This is a genomic window from Gemmata sp. SH-PL17 (genome assembly GCF_001610855.1).
Classification (GTDB): Bacteria; Planctomycetota; Planctomycetia; order Gemmatales; family Gemmataceae; genus Gemmata; species Gemmata massiliana.
Map to the genome: position 1 here is coordinate 4,834,498 of NZ_CP011271.1, position 20,628 is coordinate 4,855,125.

The following is a 20,628-nucleotide window of genomic DNA, read 5'->3' on the forward strand; positions in this document are numbered from 1 at the left end:
TACCTTTGGGACTGTTCACTCCGCTAACCGCGGATCAGCCACCGAATCCACCGCCGACGCGACCGCCAACGGAACCGAAGCCGCCCTTCGAGACGCTGGCCATCGCAGGGGAGCGCCCACCACCGCTCACGGACGAGGGGCCGCCGCCACCGATGTGTCCGATGAAGATGAACGTGCCCCCGCCGCTCCGCGACCGGCCGCCGACGCGCTTTTCAGCCTGCTTGTCGACTTCTTTGTCGTAGTTCTGTTCCGGCCACACGAAGTACCCGGCGGTCATCAGACCGGCGCCGAGTAGAACGAGCGAGAACTCACGGGACATACGGGTCATGGCGAAATACCTAACGAGGCGCGCCCCGTTGCTTGGGCGTTACTAATACTATTCGTAACAGACCATCCACATCTTTACCACGTCCGTCGCGTCTTGGGTAGAGTTTTTTCAGAGATCGCGGGCCACTCCGCGGTTACCGATCCCGACTTTTGGCCCGTTTTTACTTCCCCGTTACTCACTCCAAACACACTCCAACAACTCACGGAACGTCGCAGAGCTTCAGTACCCTAAATAAAGCGTACTCAGTGCAGTTCTGTTACGCATGCTCCCTGAGAAATCGCATTATCCACGGAGCATCATTGAGACGTATTTTGTTTCGAGATAAGCTTCCAACCCCTCGTGGGCGAGTTCGCGCCCCATGCCGGATTCTTTCATCCCCCCGAAGGGACATTGAGGGGTGGCGGGAACCGGATCATTCAAACCGATGATCCCGGCTTCCAGCCCCTCTGCCATCCGCCACGCGACACTCAAGTCGTTCGTAAACACATACGCCGCCAAACCATACTTCGTGTTGTTCGCGGCGGCAATTACGTCGTCGAGTTTCGAGAAGTCCAGTACCGGCATCACGGGCGCGAACGGTTCGTCCGTGAGAATCCGGGCGTCTTGCGATAAACCCGACAGCACGGTCGGCTCGAAGAAGTACCCGCGCTCGAACCGCGTGGACTTTCCGCCCCCGGTCAGAATCTTTGCGCCTTTACCCTTAGCGTCGTCGATCAGCGCTTGCGTTCCTTCCAGTGCCTTCTTCTCGAACATCGGCCCGACCACGACGCCCTCATCGAGCCCGTTGCCCAACTTGAGGTTCTTCGCCTCGGCGACCGCGACCTCTGTGAAGCGCTTCTCGATGTCCTTGTGAACGAAGAACCGGCTCGGGCTGATGCACACCTGCCCGTTGTTGCGGAACTTGCCGAGCACCGCGGCCTTCGCAACAACCTCCGGGTCCGCGTCCGGGAACACGATGAACGGGGCGTGCCCGCCGAGTTCCAGGCTGAGTCGCTTCACTTGGTCCGCGGCCTGCTTCATCAGTTGCTTGCCGACGGCCGTGGAGCCGGTGAAGCTGATCTTCCGCACCGCCTCGTTCTGCATGAACTCGTCGCTGATCTCGCTGGCCGAGCCGATCACCATGTTGGCGACGCCCTTCGGCAGCCCCGCGTCGATGAGGCACTCGAATACGCCGATGAGCGAGAGCGGGGTTTGGCTCGCGGGCTTGCACACGATGGTGCAGCCGGCCGCGAGTGCGGGCGCGATCTTCCGCGCCTGGAGCGTGATGGGGAAGTTCCACGGACCGATGGCCCCGACCACGCCGACCGGGTGCTTGATGGTCATGTGGCGCTTGGCCGGGTTCGTCTGCGGGATCACCTGCCCGTAGGACCGCTTCCCCTCCTCCGCGAACCACTCGAAGGTGTCGGCGGAGTGCATCACCTCGCCCTTCGCTTCAACGAGGGGCTTCCCCTGCTCCATCGTCATCGTGCGGGCCAGCGCGTCCGCGCGCTCGCGCATGAGATCGGCGGTCTTCTTCAGCACCTTGGCCCGGTCGTAAGCGGTCAGCTTCATCCACGCCGGCAGTGCGGCAGATGCCGCGGCGACGGCCCGGGCCGCGTCCGCCCGGTTCCCGAAACTGACCTCCGCGATCGTCTCTTCCGTAGCCGGGTTGATGACCCCGAGCTTCTTGCCAGTCGAGGAGTCGCACCACGCGCCGTCGATATACAGTTGGCGGTTCTTCACTGGGAGAGTAGCAGACATGCCAAACCTCCAAATGCGAGAGCGAGATGGAGGTATGCTACGGAACCGCCGGCCGCGAGTTACGCGCGCCCACCGACCGACCCGTCCGCCGGTGGCTAACAATTGCTAACATTCCCCGCGCCGGCCGGCTCGACACCCACATTTCCAAGCGAAAATGCGATCGCGCGGCTAACATTTCGCCACGAAATCGAGCCGGCGACTAACCCCGAGCACCAAGAACACGGCCGCGATCCAGCACGCCGCTCTTCACGATCACCTCGATCGCGTCCAGGTCCACGGCGGTTTCTGCGTCCCGTGCGAAATTGCGTTCCTTAATTTGACGCAACCGGTCCCACATCCGGTCCACGATCGCGCGCTCCGTGCTCGCGACGGAAGAGAGAGCGATCAGCTCCGCGTCGCCCCTAATCGAGGCCTCGCGCGCCCTGATGCGCCGCCACAACTTCTTCAGAATGTCCGCGTAATTCGGTTCCACCGCTCTCTCCCAGATGGCTTGTTTGCGCTGGTCCGCGCCCACAACTACATAATCGTGCAACTGCGTTCCAAGTACCGCGTTTTATCACGTTTCGGCGCGCGACGATTTCGAGGTACGGCTCATTTCTGGGCATTATACGCGACATGTGTACTAAAATGCAGTATAATTCTCGGCCGGGCAATTCATTTCCATCGCTCGGGCAATAAAAAACGCGGCCGACCCAACTTGGATCGGCCGCGTGATTTGTTCAATCAGTTGATGTTGTGTGCAGCTCGCTTAGTAACGGTCGCCGCGGCCACCGCCACCGCCGTACCCGCCGCCGTAGCCACCACCACCGCCGCCACCGTAACCACCGCCGCCACCACCCCGGCGACCGCCTCCACCGCCGTACCCGCCGCCACCACCACCGCCGTACCCGCCACCGCCGCCACCGTAACCACCACCGCCGCCCCCACGCGGGCGCTCTTCACGCGGCTTGGCCTCGTTAACGGTCAACCGGCGGCCCTGGTACTCGGCGCCGTTCATAGCGGCGACGGCTTCTTCGGCCCCGCTGGACATTTCGACGAACCCGAACCCGCGGCTCCGGCCGGTTTCCCGGTCCGAGATCACCTGCACCTTGGTGACCGTGCCGTACTGCCCGAAGAGCTGCTCCAGATCCGCCTGCGTCGTCGTAAACGGCAGGTTGCCGACGTAAAGATTCTTGCTGGCCATGTCATCCCTCCCCGAGCGGGCTTCTTCACCGACCCGTTCGGGAACTCAACTGAACCGAACGCGACATCGCGCCCGGGAAGACGTGTGTGAACAGACCACCGCTCGACACGAGGGTGCCGCCGCGAACGTGTTTGGGTTGAGTCGCGAGTACGGGACCACCGACGAAGAGGGGCGTACCGTGGAACAGGCCAGCTTGACGAGCTTGGGAGCGTCCGCAAGGCAGTCGTGAACTGTCTCTAGACTTCAAAGCCGATCCGCCGAAATACCAGACCGAGTACGCGAAGACCTGTCCAAAATCTTCCTAACCGTCCGGGGTCCGCCCCCGGAGGCTGATTTGACTATACGCGGCATTTGAAGAAAAAATAGACGAAATCTAAAATTTCTTGCGTCGAGGGTAGACGGTGAAGAAATTTCGGACTACGCGCCCGCGCAGCGCAGAAAGTCCTCATCAGCCCGCCCCACCTCCTCAGACGGCACGAACCGATTCATTTGTAACAATCGGAACTCACGGCTGTGTTTTGGGCGGTCCATTGGGAGCCGAACCCAAAACGGTAGTCCGTCGCTACTGCCGAATTGCTGCCTGACACTGGAGACGTGATTTTTGGGCTAGATGAAGGTAACGGCTCGACTTACCATAACTTCGTTCAGCCCGCCTACGGTCCCTCTCCGCACTCACCCCCGGTGACGGTCATGCACGTCGGAAGCATCCCGACCGCTCTCGTGCGGGCGGCCGTGTCGCATTGCAGCCGGACGTGGCGGGCCACAGCCCTCATGCTCGTTGCCCTTTTACCGCACAATAGCCGCGCCGACGACGGGACCGATTTCTTCGAGAAGAAGGTCCGCCCGATCCTGGCCGAGCACTGCTACTCGTGCCACGCAGTGAGCACAAAAAAGGCCAAAGGCGGCCTCGAACTCGATACCACGACCGGCATCCGCAAGGGTGGGGAATCCGGCCCGCTCGTCAAAGCCAAAGACGAAGGCAGTTTACTCCTGAAGGTCGTGGCCCACGCCCCGGATTTCCCCGCGATGCCCCCGAAGGGCAAGCTCCCGGCCACAGTCGTTGCAGACCTCCAGCGGTGGGTGAAAATGGGGGCGCCGCTCCCGGCCGCAACTCAAGCGCCATCCACCACAGCTTCCGCACGCGAGTTCTGGTCGTTCAAGCCCGTTGCAGAACAACCCCGCCCGACGGTTTCGGACCCGAAGTGGCCGACGCGGAAAGCCGATTTCTTCATTCTGAAGAAGCTCGATGAACAGAAACTCGCGCCCGCCCCGGCCGCGGACCGGCGCACGCTGATTCGCCGCGTCTACTTCGACCTCATTGGACTTCCGCCCACGATCGAGCAGGTCGAAGCGTTCGTCGCGGATACCCGGGCCGATGCCTACGAGCGACTGGTCGATGAACTCATCGCCTCGCCGCGATTCGGAGAGAAGTGGGCGCGTCACTGGCTCGATGTGGCCCGGTACGCCGAGGACAACTCCACCGGCGAATCGACGTGCCGCCCGCCGCGATTCCCGTACCGCTACCGCGACTGGGTAATCGGAGCGCTGAACGCCGATATCCCGTTCGATCGCTTCATTCGTCTCCAGCTTGCAGCCGACCTGCTCTCCGATACCCAGCCCGCGGACTTCGCAGCGCTCGGGTTCCTGGGGCTTTCGCCCGTCTACCACAAGGAACCCAAGCTCTCGAAGGACGTGATCTCCGCGTTCGTTGCCGACGAGTGGGACGAGCGCGTGGACGTCATCACCCGCGGGTTCCTCGGGCTGACAGTCGCTTGCGCCCGCTGCCACGACCACAAGTTCGACCCGATCACCGCGGAAGACTACTACGCCCTCGCCGGAGTCATGGCGAACACGCAGCTCGCCGAGCGCCCGCTGAAGCCCAACGCCAAGGCGGGTCAGGACGCCCTCACAACCGTCCGGCTCGAACTAATGGACGCGAACTTGCGGCTCGAATACGCGAAAGAGATGCGCGGAACGGCCGTGAAGGAGAAGAAAGATCCCGCGCCGTTCGACGGGCAGATCAAGCAATTCGAGGCGCGCGTCACGGAACTGAAGAAGAAGGAAAAGAGCCTCGATACCGGGACGATTGCCAACGTGGTCCGGGACGCCGGGACGTGGGTGAACGGCGACAACCCGGACTGGACGGTAATCGACTACAAGCCCGGCCAGTACCGCGACCTTCCCGTGTTCGTTCGAGGGAATCCGGCCCGACCGGGCACGATCGTCGCGCGCCGGTTCCCGACCGCGCTCTCGCCGAGCCAACCGCGCTCGTTCCGCGAAGGCAGCGGGCGGAAGGAACTCGCCGAGGCGATCGTTTCCGACGCGACCGGGCTGACCGCCCGCGTGTTCGTGAACCGGACCTGGGGGTGGGTGTTCGGCCGGTCCATCGTGACCACCCCTAGCAACTTCGGCGCGCTCGGCGACCGCCCGACGCACCCCGAACTGCTCGACGACCTCGCGGCCCGGTTCGTGGCCAATCGCTGGTCGATCAAGTGGCTGGTCCGCGAACTGGTGACGTCCGCGACGTACCGCCAGTCGAGCCGGCACAACGAGAAGTTCGCGGCGGCGGACCCGGACGACCGGTACTTGTGGCGCGCCCCGCGCAAGCGCCTGGAACTCGAAGCGTGGCGCGACGCGACGCTCCAGGTCAGCGGCCAACTCGACCTCACCGGCGGCGGACCCTCGGACAACCTGGACAGCCCGCGGAGCGCTCGCCGAACGGTTTACGGCAAGGTGAGTCGCGGGGAGCGCCCGGCCGACATTCACCGTCTGTTCGATCTGCCCGACCCGAAAGCCCACGGGGAGAAGCGCGACGCGACGACCACCCCGGTCCAGCAGCTCTACTTCCTCAATAGCCCGTTCGTCCGCCAGTCGGCCACGACACTGGCCAAAACCGCGACCGCGGTGCGATCGACCGACATCGGCATTCGCGCGCTGTTCCGGCGCGTGCTGCTACGCGACCCGACCGCCGACGAGTTGGAAACCGCCAAGCGCCTGATCCGGCCCGCGCGCGAGGGCGCCCCACCCGCGTGGGACTTGCTCGCCCAGGCACTTCTGGCGAGCAACGAGTTCCTGTTCCTCAACTGACCGCGAGTGCCTCCGATGATCCGACCCGATCTGACCGACCCGTTCGGACCGACTCGCCGGCAGTTCATCCGCGAACTCGGCGGGAGCATGGGGCTACTCGGGCTGGCGAGCTACCTGCGCGCTACCGAACCATCGGCCGCCCCGGTGCCAACGGTCGCGTTGGGGAAGCCACACTTTAAGCCGCGTGCGAAGCGCGTCATTTTCCTGTTCATGGCGGGCGGGCCGTCGCACCTCGACACGTTCGACCCGAAACCGGTGCTCGCCAAACACACCGGTCAGCGCCCCGGCGCGGCCGACCTGCGCACCGAGCGCGTGACGGGCGGACTACTTCCCTCCCCCTTCAAGTTCCGCCCGGGCGGGAAGTCCGGCCTGCCGGTGAGCGACCTGCTCCCGAATATCCGGGAGTGTGCGGACGAACTGTGCGTGCTTCGAGGCGTTCACGCGATCAACCCGAACCACTCGCCGGCCGCCAACTTCCTGGCCAGCGGGCGCATCGACGCGGTCCACCCCGGGATCGGGTCGTGGGTCTCTTACGGTCTGGGTTCCGAGAACGCGGACCTGCCCGGGTTCGTCTCGCTCGGGGGCGGGTTCGGTCAGGCTGGGTTCGAGCGGAGCGGGTACCTTCCCGGTCAGTTCCAGGCTACCCGCGTGGCGGCGTCGGAAACCGACCCGGAGAAGATGATCCGGCACTTGCGAAACCCGAACATCAGCTCCGAGGACCAGAAGCGCCAGCTCGAAGCGCTCCAGTCTCTCAACCGCACGCACGCCGCGGCCAACGGGAACGACCCGCAACTGGAAGCGCGCATCCGTGCGATGGAAACGGCGTTCCGGATGCAGTCCGCGGCCGGCGAAGCGTTCGACGTTCGCCGCGAAACGGTCCGCGTGCGGGAAGCCTACGGGAACGGGGAGTTCGCACGCGGGTGCCTGCTCGCCCGGCGCCTCGTCGAGCGCGGCGTGCGGTTCGTGCAACTCTCGATCGGCGGCTGGGACCACCACGCCCGGATCAACAACGAATTGAAGAAGTTGTGCGGCACGATCGACCAGCCGATCGCCGCGCTACTGAGGGACTTGCGCCAGCGCGGGCTTCTGGACGACACGCTGGTTGTTTGGGGCGGCGAGTTCGGGCGCACACCGGTGTCGGAGAATGGCGACGGCCGGGACCACAACCACTACGGGTTCACCGTGTGGATGGCGGGCGGCGGGGTGAAGGCCGGCACCACCTACGGCGCCACCGACGAGTTCGGGTTCAAGGCGACGGAGGGCCGCGTCAGCGTTCACGACCTGCACGCGACCATCCTTCACATGCTCGGACTCGACCACGAAAAGCTCACCTACCGCTACAGCGGGCGCGACTTCCGCCTCACGGACGTCCACGGCCGCATCGTGAACGAAATCCTGGCGTAGCCTTGTACGGGCGAACGGCGGTGAACCCACCCGCCAGGGCGGTAGGTGGCTCTAACACTTCAAAACGCAGCGGGTGGGAAGTGCGATCTCAGGAGCGAGCCAAACAATACTGAGCCCTTGACTCGTGGGTTCACTCAATCGGAGCCGATGCAATTTGCGTTTCGAGTGTCCCGCCCGTAGCCGGTCACGCTCTTATGGCGCGAGGCCAACCTTCCCCGGACCGCTACAATCACGTCGCCGACATTAACTCGGTCGACTCTCCGATTGCGTGATGTTTCTTAAGGAAATTTGTATGCAACGCCCGTACTTCTTGCGACCGCCCGCGTTCCACCCCCGCTGGCTTCTGTCGGCGGTTGCCGCGATGCTGTTCGTGAGCTCGCTGCACGCCGCGCCACCCGCGTTCAATGCCGCGGAAGCCCGGAAAAGTGTCGTGTACATCAAGCGTATCACTCCGGGCTTGGGGCCGGCGGTGGGGTCTGGTTTTCTCGTCAGTCACGACGGCCTGATTTTCACCAACCGACATGTGGCCCTACCGTCCGATGAGGGGATCAAGGGGTCGATCACCCTGGTCGGTGTTCCTTCCGTCAAAGATCCTGATGTACTCGACTACTTCCGAGCCGAAACCGTCTACACACCGGAGAAGAAAGAAAACCTGGATTTCGCGGTTCTCAAGATCGAAGCCCGCAAGGACGGGCCGAAGTTCCGGCCACTGCCGCTCTCCTACGACAAGCTCGACCTCGGGAGCGATGTGGCCGTTCTCGGATACCCATACGTCCAGGAGAATCAGCCCAACTTGTCGTTCAACAAGGGCAGTATTTCGGCTACCCGCGTTCGGATCGGGGACCGGTCGTTCTATCAGACGGATGCCGCCATCAATCCCGGCAACTCGGGTGGACCGCTTCTGAACAAGAATGGGGAGGCGGTCGGGGTCGTCACATTCAAGAAGGGGAACGCCAATAACATCGGCTTCGCTTTAAACCTCGGTGAGGTCAAGGCCGCGGCGGAGCAGGCCGAGAAGAAGGCTGCGAGCGTAAAGCCCGTACCCGGGCCGCTCGATCCCGCCGCCCTACCGGTCATCGCCGGCATTGCTCCCAAGAAGGACAACTGGGACGCGACAACCGGTGAGTTGCGCGAGCACAAGGGGGCACTCGTCCTGGACAACAATGGAGGCCCTTACTGGATCACGAGCAAGGAACCATTGCCCCAAAATTTCCAGCTGGTTGTCCAATGCCGCATCGAGTTTCTGAAGGGTAACCAGCAACTCCAGCCCTCGCAGCGATCCATTTTGCGAACCCTCTGTGTCCGCTTCGACAGCCCGGACACCAAGACGATGATCCTGGAACGTAAGGGCAGCCTCGTGGAGTTCAGCCACGAACTGCTGATCCTCTCTAAGGAGGGCGCAGGCGACGCGGTCAAGGTCGAACGGAAGGGGAACTCCGAGGAGCCGTTCGTTCTGGTGATTACCAAAGTGGGCGGCGACTACACGATCGCCGTGGATGGCGAGATCCTGCTGAAATACCACGACGACAAGCCACTGAAAGGGGGGCACAAGTTCTGTTTGGGTGGCTTCCTTTCGCGTCTCTACGTTGGTGACGTCTCTGTCATCAAGTTGGAAGCCACGCCCGCAAAAGCAGGCGGAGAGCCGTCGCCCTCCAAGCCGGACAAGCAGTCGAGCCCCGATTCCAAGGGGCCGAGGTCGATGTGAAATCGCCCGAGCTACCAGGGGTCACACCCGAATTTGATAGGGCATGCTCGGGGGCGTCGATTTAAAGCCGCCCCCCCCACCCGAAGTACGGGCATGGTCAAAATGGCCGCGCCCGTACTTCGGGTGGCGCAGCGTTTAATGCAACGTCGGGCCGTCGAATCACACGAACCGGTGTGTCGACGGGCGGGACGTTTCACGCCCCGCTGCCCGTTTGCCGACGTTAATTGCCGCTCATTTAACAATAGTTGTCACGCGCTTGTCCGCAATCAGCCTGAGCTTCCCTTCGTCGTATGAAAACCAGGTAACTTTCCAGGCGGAATTGAGGTTCGCAAGGTAGTACCCGCTCGCTTCGTTCTCGTCCTTAAATGATCCCTTGGCGTCGCTGGTAGTCGTGTAGATGTTCAGAAACCCCAGTTTCATGGCCGCAAAACGGGCACCGTATGTTTCCGCGATGTACTTGAGTGCGACGACGGTGCACCGCTTGCACGGGGACTTGGTGAGACACAGGTAGAGTCGCAAGTTCTTGTGCCCGGGACCGATCTTCGGCATAACGATGTCGAGCCACTGCTTGAACTTCGTTTCGGTGTGTACCGTGGTATCGGAGACGGAATCGTCGAGCGTGAATTTTGCGACCTCGTAACTGTAACCGGACCAGATGCCCCCGACCCCGGCCACGTGCCCGGCGAGGTTGTCCTTGTTGAAGTTTTTCAGACCGTGAACGAGGCGGTTCTTGTACACCGTTAACTTTCCCATGACGACCTTTCTGACCCCACGGATGATCCGCGGAGTTATTTGTTGAGAGGCAGTTGTGTGGTGACGGACGATTTGTCGGGTGCAGGTGCCTGGCCGGATGTGCCAAATCAGGCAACCGCCCCCAATAATTAACTGGGACAAACTCGATCGCGGGCCGCGGCACCCAGCGCACTGGGACGGCCACCCGACCCGCACGAGGCCCGGGGCCGATTCGCGCGATCAACGCGACCGGTTCTCGCGGTCTAGCAAAATCACCGCAGAGACCAAATGTCACTCTCGCTAGTGTTACGCTCTATCGAGAGCACGTCTTTCACTTGCGTTTAGAACATTTTCGCCGAAGTGACACAAATAACAAAGGAGTTACGGAGCACCAACGGGAGCTTTACAGTGGCCAAAAGTGAAGAAGCGTAATCGGCTAACGAGGAACTCGCGACGACGAACTGAAGAGCCCGCGGCACTGCAATTCCGAACTGGAACGTGAGTTTCGCTAAAGAGTTGGTGGTCGCGGGGGCAATCCCTTCCTATTATAAAATTCTTCGCTTGTGCGTTTCGTATTCTGTTTTGGGTTGAGCCAATGTACGCGATTTTTGAAGACGGGTCGCGGCAGTACCGCGTCGAAGCCGGGTCCACGGTTGTGATCGACCACCGCGAAGCCGAACTGGGCCAGCGGCTCGAACTGAACAAGGTGCTGCTCCTGTCCAGCGGGGCCGACACGCTGATCGGGCGCCCGCTGGTGGAAGGCGCGCGAGTTCTGGCCGAAGTCGTGGACTTCCCGCGGGTCAAGACGATCACCCAGAAGTTCCGCCGGCGCAAGGCGTCGCGGCGTTTGAAGGGCCACACGCAGCCGCACGTGCGCGTGAAGATCACCCACATCCTGAAGGCCGGCGAATCCGCGAGCTAAGTGACCGCACTTTGCTCACCCGGAAGCCAACAACATTCTGCCGCCGTCACGTTCGCATTGCGTGACGGCGGCGAGTTCGTTTACAGTGTCGCTCCGATCGCTTCGCAGCCACGGAGGGCACAACATGCGGCGAACACTTTTTGCGTCCGGAATTGTCGTTTTGCTCGTTGTGGTCGTAGTGGCCGCTCAACCGCCGGTGGCCCCTCCACTTACTCCACCAACACCCACGGCGCCGCCGGGCGTTCCGTCGATCGCTCCTCCGGGGGCAACCAATACCCCAACACCGCCTGCACCGCCGAAGCCGTTCCCCGGTGCCCCGAGTGGGCCTTCCGTTGCTCCCACAGTTCCCGCTGCTGCCGTAGAAGCGCCGCTCAGCAAGTTCGCGCACATTGAAACGTTCCCGCAAAACACGCAGTTCGCGGTTCGCGGATCGCTCATGGCGGCGGAATGGCTGGCCAAGATGGGTCAGCCGCACGGCCGGTTCCTGCACGGCTACCTGCCGGCGCTCCGCCAGCCCATGAACGGCGATCACGATCTGCGACAGGCCCAGGCTACACTCGCGATGGCTCAAACTGCCAAATTCAGCGGCGATCAAAAGCACGCGGCCATTGCGAGTCAGGCGGTTCTCGCGATGCTCGCGTCCACGAAGGTCGACGCGAACGACCCGAACTGCCGCGTTCCGGTGCAGATGTCGTTCGTGTGTAACCGCGTCGGGTTTGCGTCCCTCGTTGTGCTCGCGATCGTCGAACTCCCGAACCCGAGCGACAAACTCCTGGACGACGCCGAGCGCCTGTGCGTGTTCCTTCGCACACAACTTCGCACCGACGGCTCGGTTCATTACACCGACACCCCCACCGACGACCCCACGAAGCTCGACCCGGCCGGGTTCAACGAGTATCCGGGGCTTGCCCTCCACGCACTGGCGGCCAGCAACCGCGTGCGCCCGGCGGACTGGAAAAAGGACGCGGTGAAGAAGGGCGTCGCGTACTACCACGCCGCGTTCCGCGCGAAACCGCACCCCGCTCTGGTCGCGGCCGTAACTCCGGCCGCCACCGAACTGTACCTCCAGACGAAAGCAACCGAGGCCGCGACCGCCGCGTTCGAGATGAACGACTGGCTCTGTGCGCTGCAAATTACGGGTAACGACACGCGCATGCCGCAATGGGCCGGCGGGTTCCGTTCGGTCGTGGAAGGGCGCGCGGTCGATGCGCCGCCCAGCTCATTCGACACCGGGCGCTACATCCACAGCCTCGCGTGCGCGTACCAACTCACCCGCGTCATCGGCGATTTGACGCACGAGGAGAAGTACCGCCCGGCGCTCTCGTCCGCGGTGCAGTTCCTCTACGGGCTCCAATTCCTCGAAACGAACACGCGGCACTTCGAGGACAATTTCCGCGCGAAGATGCTGATGGGCGCGTTCCACCTGTCGCCGACCGATGGCAACCTCCGCATTGATGCGACCGCCAGTGCCATGACCGGCCTCCTGCGGTTCCTCTCGTGTGGCGCGGAGCGGTAATTTCAGCGGCTCGAAAACACAAACGTGCCTCGGAACTCGCGCGAGAACAATGCTGTTTCTCCCGCAAGTCACGAGGCATGCGCCTTTGATGTGTCTACTTTTCGGCTTCCCCGCGTCTCCGCTCGGGAACTCTGGAACCGCGGAGCCGGGCGGTTCCTATAATCCCTACTTACGGTTTGCGGGTATACGACCCGACCTTAGTGCGGATTCCGAACCGATGAGCAGCGAGCGAGCTTCGACGCGACCGAAATGCCGGTCACTGATGGGCGTCCGCGTAGTCGGTACCGGTAAGTACGTCCCGGACATGGTCGTCGCGAACGAGCACCTCCACGCCCGCCTCGGGTTCGATTCCGACTGGATCGTGAAGCGCACCGGCATCCTCGAACGGCGGCACGCGGCACCGAACCAGGCCACCTCCGATTTGTGCGTAGAAGCCGCAAACGACCTGTTCGCCAAGACCGGGCACACAGCCAAAGAGTGCGACCTCCTCGTGCTCGGTACGTTCACCCCGGACATGTCCTTCCCGTCAACCGCGTGCCTCGTCCAAGACCGCCTCGGATTAGTCGGCCCCGCGATCGAAGTGGAAGCCGCGTGTGCCGGCTTCATGTACGCGCTCATCACCGCAGCGGCTTACGTGAAAGCGGGTCTGAGTGATCGCGCGCTGGTCATCGGCGGCGATACGAACAGCCGCGTGCTGAACCCCACCGACATCAAGACGTACCCGCTGTTCGGCGACGGAGCCGGTGCGGTGTTCGTCGAACCCGCGGGACCGGATCGCGGCATTCTAGCGTACAGCATGGGGTCGGAAGGCTCGGGCGGTCCGCTGCTCCAGCGCGAGGCGTGTGGCAGCCGCACCCCGATCACGCCGGAGCTGATCGCCGAAGGCAAGCACTTCATGTACATGGACGGCTACGCGGTGTTCAAGTGGGCCGTGAACATCCTTTGTGACACGATCCGCGAAGTGCTCGCGGCGGCGAAACTCACGGTCGACGACATCGGGCTGTTCGTGGCGCACCAGGCGAACATCCGCATCATCAACGCGGCCATCGATTCGCTCAACATCCCCCGCGCGAAGGTCTACAACAACCTCGAACGCTACGGGAACACCTCGGCCGGCAGCATCCCGATCGCGCTCGACGAAGCCGCGGCCGAAGGGCGCCTCAAATCCGGCGACTACGTCGTGCTGAGCGGCTTCGGCGCCGGCCTCGCTTGGGGTACGGCCGTCATCCGGTGGTGAGCAAAGGGACTGCCCATGTCCGAGCGAACCGCGTTCATCAACGCGATTCTCGACAACCCAACCGACGATACTGCGAGACTCGTTTTCGCAGACTGGCTGGAAGAACGTGGTGAGCGAGAACGAGCCGAGTTCATCCGCTTGCAGATCGAAGCCGATAAATCACCAACGTCCGAACACCACAGAAACGCTCTCCGCGCGCGGACCACGGGGGTTGAGGCCGTACACGGAGCCACTTGGCGCGCGGCCGTCGGCATCGACCAACGTAGGGGCGTGTACGAACGTGGCTTCCTTACCAAGCTCGAATTTCTCTCCACTCTGTTCCCTATACTCGCTGAGGCACTGCTGACAGTCGAGCCAGTCACAGTCACTATTCACCTCGTCGGCCAACACGAAGACGATTCCGCCGTCACTCTCGAAGAAATCGATGAGTTTGCTTCGGACCCATATCTTCGCGCGGTCACAAAAATATCGAGCCAGGGCGGGTTCGGCAGGGAACGGTTTGTGCGGCTGATGAAATCACCGTATCTCATTAACTTGCGTGAGATCGACATTTTTCAAGAGCCACTCGGGGCGGACGGCATTGAGGCCGTTGTGAACGCACCGGCCTCATTCAAACTCGAATCCTTGACGCTCAACGAAGCACTACAAGACGACAGTGGCGATGAAGGGCGCGCGGTGGAACTTCTCGCGACCTCGCCAAGATTTGCATCGCTCAAAGCCCTCGGACTCATGTTCAACGAACTCACGGACGAGAGTATCCGGGTACTCCTCGCGTCGAAAACTCTTCCCCGTACCATGAGGATCGAGCTAGAAGACAACGCATACGACGAGGAAGAGTTTGCAGAATCGCTTGCGGCGCGCTTCGGGGTCGAGTCTGATGGAGACAGCGGAGACGAGTAGACCGCACCACCGGGGCACGTCATGCAGAAGCACCCCGACGCCGATGCGTTCGTTCGCGAATACCTGACCCGGCCCACGGACGCCACCCTTCGGCTCGTGTTCGCGGACTGGCTCGAAGAGACCGGCGTCTCGCACAACGCGGCGTGGGCGCACTTCATTCGCCTGCGTGATGAGGCCGAGCGCTACGGCTCCGACAGCGACGAGCGCCTCGAACTGCTCCGGCAAGCCGACAAGTACGTGCCGAAGATCCGCGCGCAGCTCACCATTGCCGCGAGTCTCTTCGTTGGTTACCCCAAGTCACTTGTTCAACTGCTCCCCGCACCGAACATCACCGTCCGCCTCACGAACTACACGATTCCTCGCGGGGTTCTCGAGCTCGTGCCGGAGTCAGTTGCCCGCGAGAATCTCGTCTTACCACTCGACGCTCAAGAGCGAACGCTGCTCGTCGCGGCCGCCGATCCGCACGACTGCGACACCGCGCAGAAGCTCGAATTTATTCTGGACCGCGACATTGTGTTCGTCGGCGCGCTCCGCGCCGACGTTCAAGACGCTATCAACCGCGACTACGGACGGACCGAGACGGAATCGGTTGATAGCGTCCTAGTCGATTTCGCGGACCCAGTGTGGGACTATTTTCCGTACCGCAGTTCGCTCGAACTCGCACCGGAAACCTCGCCCCCCATCGTCGCGCTCGTAAATCTGATACTAACTGAAGCACTTAACCTTCGCGCGGATCGAATACTCCTCTACCCCGATATCGAAGCCCTTGGTATTCGCTACCGCATCGACGGCGAGTGGGTTGAACGCGATCCCGCACCGATTCGGCTCTTGAACCCGATCACAACCCGCCTTGCGCTCAGGGGCCAGATCGACCCCAATCACATCTTCGCTCAACCCTTCGGAATGGAACTCTTAACGGGCGCGTTCGTGATCCGCGTTCACGAGCGCCGGTTCCGCCTGCGCGTCACGGTCCAGCCGTCCCCGGACGGCCCGACAACGCAGATTGACATCGCGCGTGACGGTGACAATTGAGAATTCGTGGCCCCCGAACCCCCGCCCTTCCCCGCGTGTCCGTAACACCGCCGATGCACGAGTTATTTGAACACACTGCCGACCTCGGACTGCGGGCGACCGCACCGGCCCTCGACGCGCTGTTCGCGGAGGTGGCCGCGTGCCTCGTTTCCGCGATGGTCGAAGACCCGGCGCGGGTCCAGCCGGCGCAGGAGTTGCAAATCGAAATTGCGGGAGCCGACCGCGAGTTCCTGCTCTTCGATTGGCTCAAAGAACTCCTGCTCCGCTTCGAGACCGACCGAATGCTATTCGCGTCGTTCGACGTGCGCGTCGGCGAAGCGGGGTTAACCGCGACCGTTCGCGGCGAGTCGTTCGACCCGGATCGGCACACGTTCGCGCACGAGGTCAAAGCGATCACTTACCACGAATTGAAAGTGATCGAAGTTGACGGGGCGTGGCTCGCGGAAGTCATTGTCGACATTTGAAAATCAGCCACGGATAACACCGATAACACGGATCGGAAGAATTTGATCTTTCTGATCTGCGTTATCGGTGTCATCCGTGGCTCTTCTGGATTGCGTTCATGAAGAGTGAATTTGCCGGCCCGCTGGAAAGTATCGGCTGTTGCTGCCACCGCATCCCAAAGAGCTACAAGGCGGGGATGCGCGTGGACGGGCACATCTACGCGAACGACAAGCTCCTGGAAGCCATCCGCAAGGACCAGGCGCCGGACCAGGTCGCGAACGTGGCGATGCTCCCGGGCATCCAGGTCGCGAGCATCGCGATGCCGGACATCCACTGGGGCTACGGGTTCTGCATCGGCGGCGTCTGCGCGACCGATCCGGAAGAGGGCGGCGTCATTTCGCCCGGCGGCGTCGGGTACGACATCAATTGCGGCGTCCGGTTCATCAAGACCAATCTCTATCTCGATGACGTCAAGCACCACATGAAGGAACTGGTGAAGGCGCTGTTCTACACCGTTCCGAGTGGGGCCGGGCGCACCGGGCGCTACAAGTTCGACGCCACCGAGACGCGCCGGCTGATGGGCGAAGGCCCGCGCTTCGTGATCGACCGCGGACTGGGCGTGGCGCGCGACCTCGACCACACCGAGGCGAACGGCCGTATCGACGACGCGGACCCGCACCAGGTCTCCGACCACGCGGTGAAGCGCGGCGCGGAACAGTGCGGCACGCTCGGCAGCGGGAACCACTTCCTCGAGGTGCAGGTCGTTGACAGCGTCTTCGACGCGGACGTTGCGAAGGTGTTCGGCCTGGAACTGAACCAGGTGTGCGTGATGATCCACTCGGGGAGCCGCGGGCTGGGCTACCAGGTGTGCGACGACTCGCTCGCCGCGTTCCGCAACTGCCCGACGAAGTACGGCTTCGAGTTACCCGACCGACAGCTCGCGTGCGCCCCGGTCGATTCGCCCGAGGGCCGCAAGTACATCGCCGCGATGCGGGCCGCGGCGAACTACGGGTTCTGCAACCGTCAGCTCCTCATGCAGCAGGCGCGCGAGGTGTTCGCGGGCGTCTTCGGCCGGTCGTGGGAAGACCTCGGCATGGAGCAACTCTACGACGTCGCGCACAACATCGCGAAGCTCGAAGAGCACACGGTGGACGGGAAGAAAAAGAAGGTCTGGGTCCACCGCAAGGGCGCGACGCGGGCATTCCCAGCCGGCCACCCGGAGGTGCCCGAGAAGTACCGCGCCGTCGGCCAACCGGTGATTATCCCCGGCGACATGGGCCGCGCGTCGTGGGTGCTGGTCGGTTCGCAGGGCGCGATGGAGAAAACCTTCGGCACCACGTGCCACGGGGCCGGGCGCGCGATGAGCCGCACCGCAGCGCTCAAGGACGGGGCGGGGCGGAAGATCGATCGCGAACTCGAACACCGGGGCGTAATCGCGATGGCGAGCAGCCGCAACGGGCTCGCGGAGGAACAACCGAAGGCGTACAAGAACGTGGACGATGTGGTGGACGTCGTCCACGAAGCCGATTTGTCGCGCCGCGTCGCGCGGATGCGGCCCCTCGGCGTGATTAAGGGCTGAACTGAACGTGTGAGGGCACCACACGCAGCGGGTGCCCTTCACACGTTCAGTTCTTCGGAATGGTGACCTCAACCACTTCTTCGTTCGTGGTGTTCGCCAGCGTGGACTGCTTCATGACCTGCTTGACGATCCGCCCGGGCATTTCTTCGCTCAGCCAGAGCTTCACTTCGAGCGGCCCGGCCTCGGTCGCGTCGCTCCACGAGTAGACCGTCGCCTTGTACTTCTTCCCCAGCACGGTCACCTCTTCCTCGCCGGTCACCTTAGCCTTGCGCGAGGGCTTGTTGAAGTCGTCCGCGGTCATCCCGTTCGGGATCGCGAACTGCCGGTTGAAGCGGTTGGTCTCGCCGGGGTTCACGGCCGGCGTGGTGCCGTCCCCGCGGTCCGTCGTGTTCTGGCGCGTCACCTCGATGCTGTCCGCGCCGACCGCCCGGAGCGTGTAGATGTTCACGCTCGTGACTTTATTCGTGGAGCGCTCCGTCGAGGTGACCGACTTCCGCTTGACCGTCGTACCCACCGGGAACCGCTTCCAGTTCGCGTACTCGAGCGTGTCGAACATCGGCCCGGCGGGAGCCGCGCTGGGGGCCACGGTCACCGCACCGGCCCCTGGCGCGGGCGGACTGGAACTCCCCCCGCACCCGGCCGTGAAAATGGCAATGAGTGCCAGGGAAATAAAGGTGAAGAGACGCATGATTTAAAAACCTTCAATAAATGTGGGTCGGTAAGTGCAAACGGACGGAGCTTCGGGCTCCGTCCGTCTCCGCGTAAATGGGTCGAAGGCTTATCTCTTGCCGGCGCCCTTCTTGGGAGGCGGCTTGCCCGCGGTGCCGTTGCTCTCTTCGTCGGCGATCCGCTTGTCGTCCTCGGCGACCTGTTTCTTCTGCTCGTCGGTGAGCGGGGTCGTGTTGATCGTCGTCTGCGCTCCGCACCCGCTCAGCCCCAGGGCGGCCCCACGAGCGCGATCAGGAAGTAGTTCTGCACGATATCCTCTCGCGGTAAGTGGGTTAAAACTGGCTCGCGTCGATGACCTGGCCGTCGTCGATCACGCACACCCGCATCCAGCTAATCGGATCGACGTTGAACCGCACGAAGCGGACCGAGCCGTCGCCCATCACCGCGTTCAAGCCACCGGTGTGGGCCGAGCCGAAGTACCGGCGCCACGCGGTCGTGCCGTCCGGGTTCAGCGGGATGTTGGCCGGGTCGGTGTCGTGCTTCGGCGGGAAGTGGTAGCGAATGACGCACTCGTCCCAGCCGGCGTTGTTCCAGCGCTCGTTGTCCCCGCCGTCGGCCCCGTGCCGGCTCGGGGGCAGCGCCTTCTCCGCTGCGATCAGGCTGTTCGACAGACCGTCGGTCGCATCCGCGATCCGGCGCTTGGCCCCTTGCCCGGACCACACGATCATCCCCTTGCGCCCGGGGTAGTCCCCGAAGTTCTCCGGGGTGCGCTCGTTGCGCCGAGGGGTCATTCCGATCGGCGGAGCCGGGATGTCACCCTGATTCTCGTGCACCTCGCCCTGATAGAACCCGGCGCTCCCGGCGTAATCGCACCGGCCCAGTAGCGCGCTTCCGTAGCCGGTGGGGGCCCGGCGGGTCGGGCAGTAGTAGGTCTTGATCAGCGCGCGAGCGACATCGTTCTCGCCGTTGTAGTTTGTCGGGCGCCCGCTGTGGATCGGCGGGAGGTCGAACTTGGCGAGCTTGTAAACGTTGTCCTGTTCGATGTACGGCAGGATCTTGAACCAGTGGCTCCAGCCGTCCGGGTGGGCGGCGTTGCAACAGGTGGTGCCGCTCTCGTAGGCGCCGACCGGCTCGTTGTACACCATGCCCGGCAACCGGGGGTCGCCGTCGTAGGGGCCTTGCGGGAAGTGGCTGTTGGCGCTCTCGAAGTTGTGGAACGCCAGACCGATCTGCTTGAGGTTGTTAGAGCACTGCATGCGGGCCGCGGCCTCACGGACCTTTTGGACCGCGGGCAGGAGGAGCCCAATGAGGATGGCGATGATCGCAATGACGACGAGCAACTCGATCAATGTGAATGCCGACCGCGAACCGTTCCGGTACCTATGACCCATCGAAGTACTCCGAGAGTGGGCGACGGAAATGAACACCGCGAACGTGGGTTAACATTGGCAACCTCCCCCATGTTCCTCCAGGGCGTCCGACCAATATTCGCACAACTCTCAACATCTACACACGGCACTTGAGCGCAGCGATCATCGTTCCCTCATATTCTTCAAATGCACGCATAAGCAACATGAAAAAAAAACACGAGACCGGAATAACCGGCCCCGTGTGAGGTGCGTTCGAGTTCGTCGAAGATGGTACGTTTACTTCTCCGATTTCGGGTCGGCCGCGGGACGCACCGGAACGACTACGTTTACCGTCGTCGCCTTGCCCTCGACCAAAACACGTTTACTGATCTCACGGGCGAGGTCGGTTTTGGAACCGTCGCCCGCGGGGTGATAAATTACCTTGTACTTACCGGCCGGGACACCGGGACGTGTCACCGTGCCGGTGTCGCCGGGATACTCGGTCTGCGCGGAAAACGTCCCGTCAGGTTTGACGGCCGCGTTGACCACGAGCGCGGATCGCTCACCCGAATCGAGGACAAAAATCACCCCGCCACCGGTTACGGGCTTACCATCGAGTGCCACGGTTCCGGTGAGTGGGTGGAGTTCGGGAAACGGGTCGCGCGGGGAACAGCCGATCGGCAGAACCCATACGGCGACCAGCGCGACCGGGAGCAGGAAAAAACAACGAGTTGACACGTCCGAGTTCCTTAATGAACTAATGAGGAGCGCCTGGCGAACCCGCGGGCGCTCCCGCTCCCA

The 20,628-nt window shown here is 62.8% G+C and carries 18 protein-coding genes; 10 read left to right on the forward strand and 8 right to left on the reverse strand.

Annotation, left to right across the window (positions count from 1 at the left end; all coding sequences use genetic code 11):
- Window positions 1–34: 34 nt before the first annotated feature.
- The 4 genes from VT84_RS19985 to VT84_RS20000 all read right to left on the reverse strand — a co-directional run bounded on the left by VT84_RS19985 (window position 35) and on the right by VT84_RS20000 (window position 3,251).
- Entirely contained in the window at window positions 35–328 is a 294-nt protein-coding gene (locus VT84_RS19985; RefSeq protein ID WP_052555081.1) for a hypothetical protein, read from the reverse strand.
- A gap of 282 nt (window positions 329–610) precedes the next feature.
- Window positions 611–2,068, reverse strand: coding sequence for an NAD-dependent succinate-semialdehyde dehydrogenase (locus VT84_RS19990; RefSeq protein WP_082840741.1), 1,458 nt, complete (start codon window positions 2,066–2,068; stop codon window positions 611–613).
- 199 nt (window positions 2,069–2,267) lie between these two features.
- Window positions 2,268–2,540, reverse strand: a complete 273-nt coding sequence (locus tag VT84_RS19995; protein ID WP_052555086.1) for a hypothetical protein — start codon at window positions 2,538–2,540, stop codon at window positions 2,268–2,270.
- 276 nt (window positions 2,541–2,816) lie between these two features.
- Window positions 2,817–3,251 (reverse strand): RNA recognition motif domain-containing protein, encoded by a 435-nt coding sequence (locus VT84_RS20000; protein WP_082840743.1) that lies wholly within the window; start codon window positions 3,249–3,251, stop codon window positions 2,817–2,819.
- Window positions 3,252–3,941: 690 nt separating this feature from the next.
- Between VT84_RS20000 and VT84_RS20005 the strand changes: the two genes are divergently transcribed.
- The 3 genes from VT84_RS20005 to VT84_RS20015 all read left to right on the forward strand — a co-directional run bounded on the left by VT84_RS20005 (window position 3,942) and on the right by VT84_RS20015 (window position 9,447).
- Window positions 3,942–6,338 carry a PSD1 and planctomycete cytochrome C domain-containing protein gene (locus tag VT84_RS20005; protein WP_082840744.1) on the forward strand — a complete coding sequence of 799 codons (2,397 nt, stop codon included), beginning with the start codon at window positions 3,942–3,944 and terminating at the stop codon, window positions 6,336–6,338.
- 15 nt (window positions 6,339–6,353) lie between these two features.
- The gene (locus VT84_RS20010) at window positions 6,354–7,742 is read left to right on the forward strand and encodes a DUF1501 domain-containing protein (RefSeq protein WP_082840745.1); all 1,389 of its coding nucleotides are present in this window, start codon (window positions 6,354–6,356) and stop codon (window positions 7,740–7,742) included.
- Window positions 7,743–8,034: 292 nt separating this feature from the next.
- On the forward strand, window positions 8,035–9,447 hold the full coding sequence (locus VT84_RS20015; RefSeq protein WP_162271780.1) for a S1C family serine protease: 1,413 nt from the start codon (window positions 8,035–8,037) through the stop codon (window positions 9,445–9,447).
- A gap of 231 nt (window positions 9,448–9,678) precedes the next feature.
- On the opposite strand, the gene VT84_RS20020 is transcribed toward VT84_RS20015, so the two are convergent.
- On the reverse strand, window positions 9,679–10,200 hold the full coding sequence (locus tag VT84_RS20020) for a hypothetical protein (RefSeq protein ID WP_052555095.1): 522 nt from the start codon (window positions 10,198–10,200) through the stop codon (window positions 9,679–9,681).
- 574 nt (window positions 10,201–10,774) lie between these two features.
- On the opposite strand from VT84_RS20020, the gene rplU reads away from it, so the two are divergent.
- From rplU to VT84_RS20055, 7 genes are all read left to right on the forward strand, one after another.
- On the forward strand, window positions 10,775–11,101 hold the full coding sequence (gene rplU / locus VT84_RS20025; protein WP_082840747.1) for a 50S ribosomal protein L21: 327 nt from the start codon (window positions 10,775–10,777) through the stop codon (window positions 11,099–11,101).
- Between the two features lie 124 nt (window positions 11,102–11,225).
- Window positions 11,226–12,617, forward strand: coding sequence for a hypothetical protein (locus VT84_RS20030; RefSeq protein WP_157469657.1), 1,392 nt, complete (start codon window positions 11,226–11,228; stop codon window positions 12,615–12,617).
- A gap of 217 nt (window positions 12,618–12,834) precedes the next feature.
- Window positions 12,835–13,854 carry a 3-oxoacyl-ACP synthase III family protein gene (locus VT84_RS20035; protein ID WP_052555100.1) on the forward strand — a complete coding sequence of 340 codons (1,020 nt, stop codon included), beginning with the start codon at window positions 12,835–12,837 and terminating at the stop codon, window positions 13,852–13,854.
- A gap of 15 nt (window positions 13,855–13,869) precedes the next feature.
- A complete protein-coding gene (locus tag VT84_RS20040; RefSeq protein WP_082840748.1) occupies window positions 13,870–14,754 on the forward strand; it encodes a TIGR02996 domain-containing protein in 885 nt (294 codons plus the stop codon).
- Window positions 14,755–14,775: 21 nt separating this feature from the next.
- Window positions 14,776–15,786 (forward strand): TIGR02996 domain-containing protein, encoded by a 1,011-nt coding sequence (locus VT84_RS20045; RefSeq protein ID WP_082840749.1) that lies wholly within the window; start codon window positions 14,776–14,778, stop codon window positions 15,784–15,786.
- A gap of 53 nt (window positions 15,787–15,839) precedes the next feature.
- Entirely contained in the window at window positions 15,840–16,250 is a 411-nt protein-coding gene (locus VT84_RS20050; RefSeq protein WP_082840750.1) for an archease, read from the forward strand.
- A gap of 98 nt (window positions 16,251–16,348) precedes the next feature.
- A complete protein-coding gene (locus VT84_RS20055) occupies window positions 16,349–17,809 on the forward strand; it encodes an RtcB family protein (RefSeq protein WP_082840751.1) in 1,461 nt (486 codons plus the stop codon).
- A gap of 46 nt (window positions 17,810–17,855) precedes the next feature.
- On the opposite strand, the gene VT84_RS20060 is transcribed toward VT84_RS20055, so the two are convergent.
- From VT84_RS20060 to VT84_RS20070, 3 genes are all read right to left on the reverse strand, one after another.
- Window positions 17,856–18,497: a hypothetical protein gene (locus VT84_RS20060; protein WP_157469659.1), complete on the reverse strand. Its 642-nt coding sequence runs from the start codon at window positions 18,495–18,497 to the stop codon at window positions 17,856–17,858.
- A 313-nt stretch (window positions 18,498–18,810) separates the two neighbouring features.
- Window positions 18,811–19,869: a DUF1559 domain-containing protein gene (locus VT84_RS20065; protein ID WP_082840753.1), complete on the reverse strand. Its 1,059-nt coding sequence runs from the start codon at window positions 19,867–19,869 to the stop codon at window positions 18,811–18,813.
- Between the two features lie 255 nt (window positions 19,870–20,124).
- Window positions 20,125–20,565 carry a hypothetical protein gene (locus VT84_RS20070; RefSeq protein WP_082840754.1) on the reverse strand — a complete coding sequence of 147 codons (441 nt, stop codon included), beginning with the start codon at window positions 20,563–20,565 and terminating at the stop codon, window positions 20,125–20,127.
- Window positions 20,566–20,628 lie beyond the last annotated feature (63 nt).

What these genes read in the sequence shown, in the direction of transcription:
- VT84_RS19985 (WP_052555081.1), bottom strand. Translation starts at nt 328, where the DNA reads ATGACCCGTATGTCCCGTGAGTTCTCGCTCGTTCTACTCGGCGCCGGT.
- VT84_RS19990 (WP_082840741.1), bottom strand. Translation starts at nt 2,068, where the DNA reads ATGTCTGCTACTCTCCCAGTGAAGAACCGCCAACTGTATATCGACGGC.
- VT84_RS20000 (WP_082840743.1), bottom strand. Translation starts at nt 3,251, where the DNA reads ATGGCCAGCAAGAATCTTTACGTCGGCAACCTGCCGTTTACGACGACG.
- VT84_RS20005 (WP_082840744.1), top strand. Translation starts at nt 3,942, where the DNA reads ATGCACGTCGGAAGCATCCCGACCGCTCTCGTGCGGGCGGCCGTGTCG.
- VT84_RS20010 (WP_082840745.1), top strand. Translation starts at nt 6,354, where the DNA reads ATGATCCGACCCGATCTGACCGACCCGTTCGGACCGACTCGCCGGCAG.
- VT84_RS20015 (WP_162271780.1), top strand. Translation starts at nt 8,035, where the DNA reads ATGCAACGCCCGTACTTCTTGCGACCGCCCGCGTTCCACCCCCGCTGG.
- VT84_RS20020 (WP_052555095.1), bottom strand. Translation starts at nt 10,200, where the DNA reads ATGGGAAAGTTAACGGTGTACAAGAACCGCCTCGTTCACGGTCTGAAA.
- rplU (WP_082840747.1), top strand. Translation starts at nt 10,775, where the DNA reads ATGTACGCGATTTTTGAAGACGGGTCGCGGCAGTACCGCGTCGAAGCC.
- VT84_RS20030 (WP_157469657.1), top strand. Translation starts at nt 11,226, where the DNA reads ATGCGGCGAACACTTTTTGCGTCCGGAATTGTCGTTTTGCTCGTTGTG.
- VT84_RS20035 (WP_052555100.1), top strand. Translation starts at nt 12,835, where the DNA reads ATGAGCAGCGAGCGAGCTTCGACGCGACCGAAATGCCGGTCACTGATG.
- VT84_RS20040 (WP_082840748.1), top strand. Translation starts at nt 13,870, where the DNA reads ATGTCCGAGCGAACCGCGTTCATCAACGCGATTCTCGACAACCCAACC.
- VT84_RS20045 (WP_082840749.1), top strand. Translation starts at nt 14,776, where the DNA reads ATGCAGAAGCACCCCGACGCCGATGCGTTCGTTCGCGAATACCTGACC.
- VT84_RS20050 (WP_082840750.1), top strand. Translation starts at nt 15,840, where the DNA reads ATGCACGAGTTATTTGAACACACTGCCGACCTCGGACTGCGGGCGACC.
- VT84_RS20055 (WP_082840751.1), top strand. Translation starts at nt 16,349, where the DNA reads ATGAAGAGTGAATTTGCCGGCCCGCTGGAAAGTATCGGCTGTTGCTGC.
- VT84_RS20060 (WP_157469659.1), bottom strand. Translation starts at nt 18,497, where the DNA reads ATGCGTCTCTTCACCTTTATTTCCCTGGCACTCATTGCCATTTTCACG.
- VT84_RS20065 (WP_082840753.1), bottom strand. Translation starts at nt 19,869, where the DNA reads ATGGGTCATAGGTACCGGAACGGTTCGCGGTCGGCATTCACATTGATC.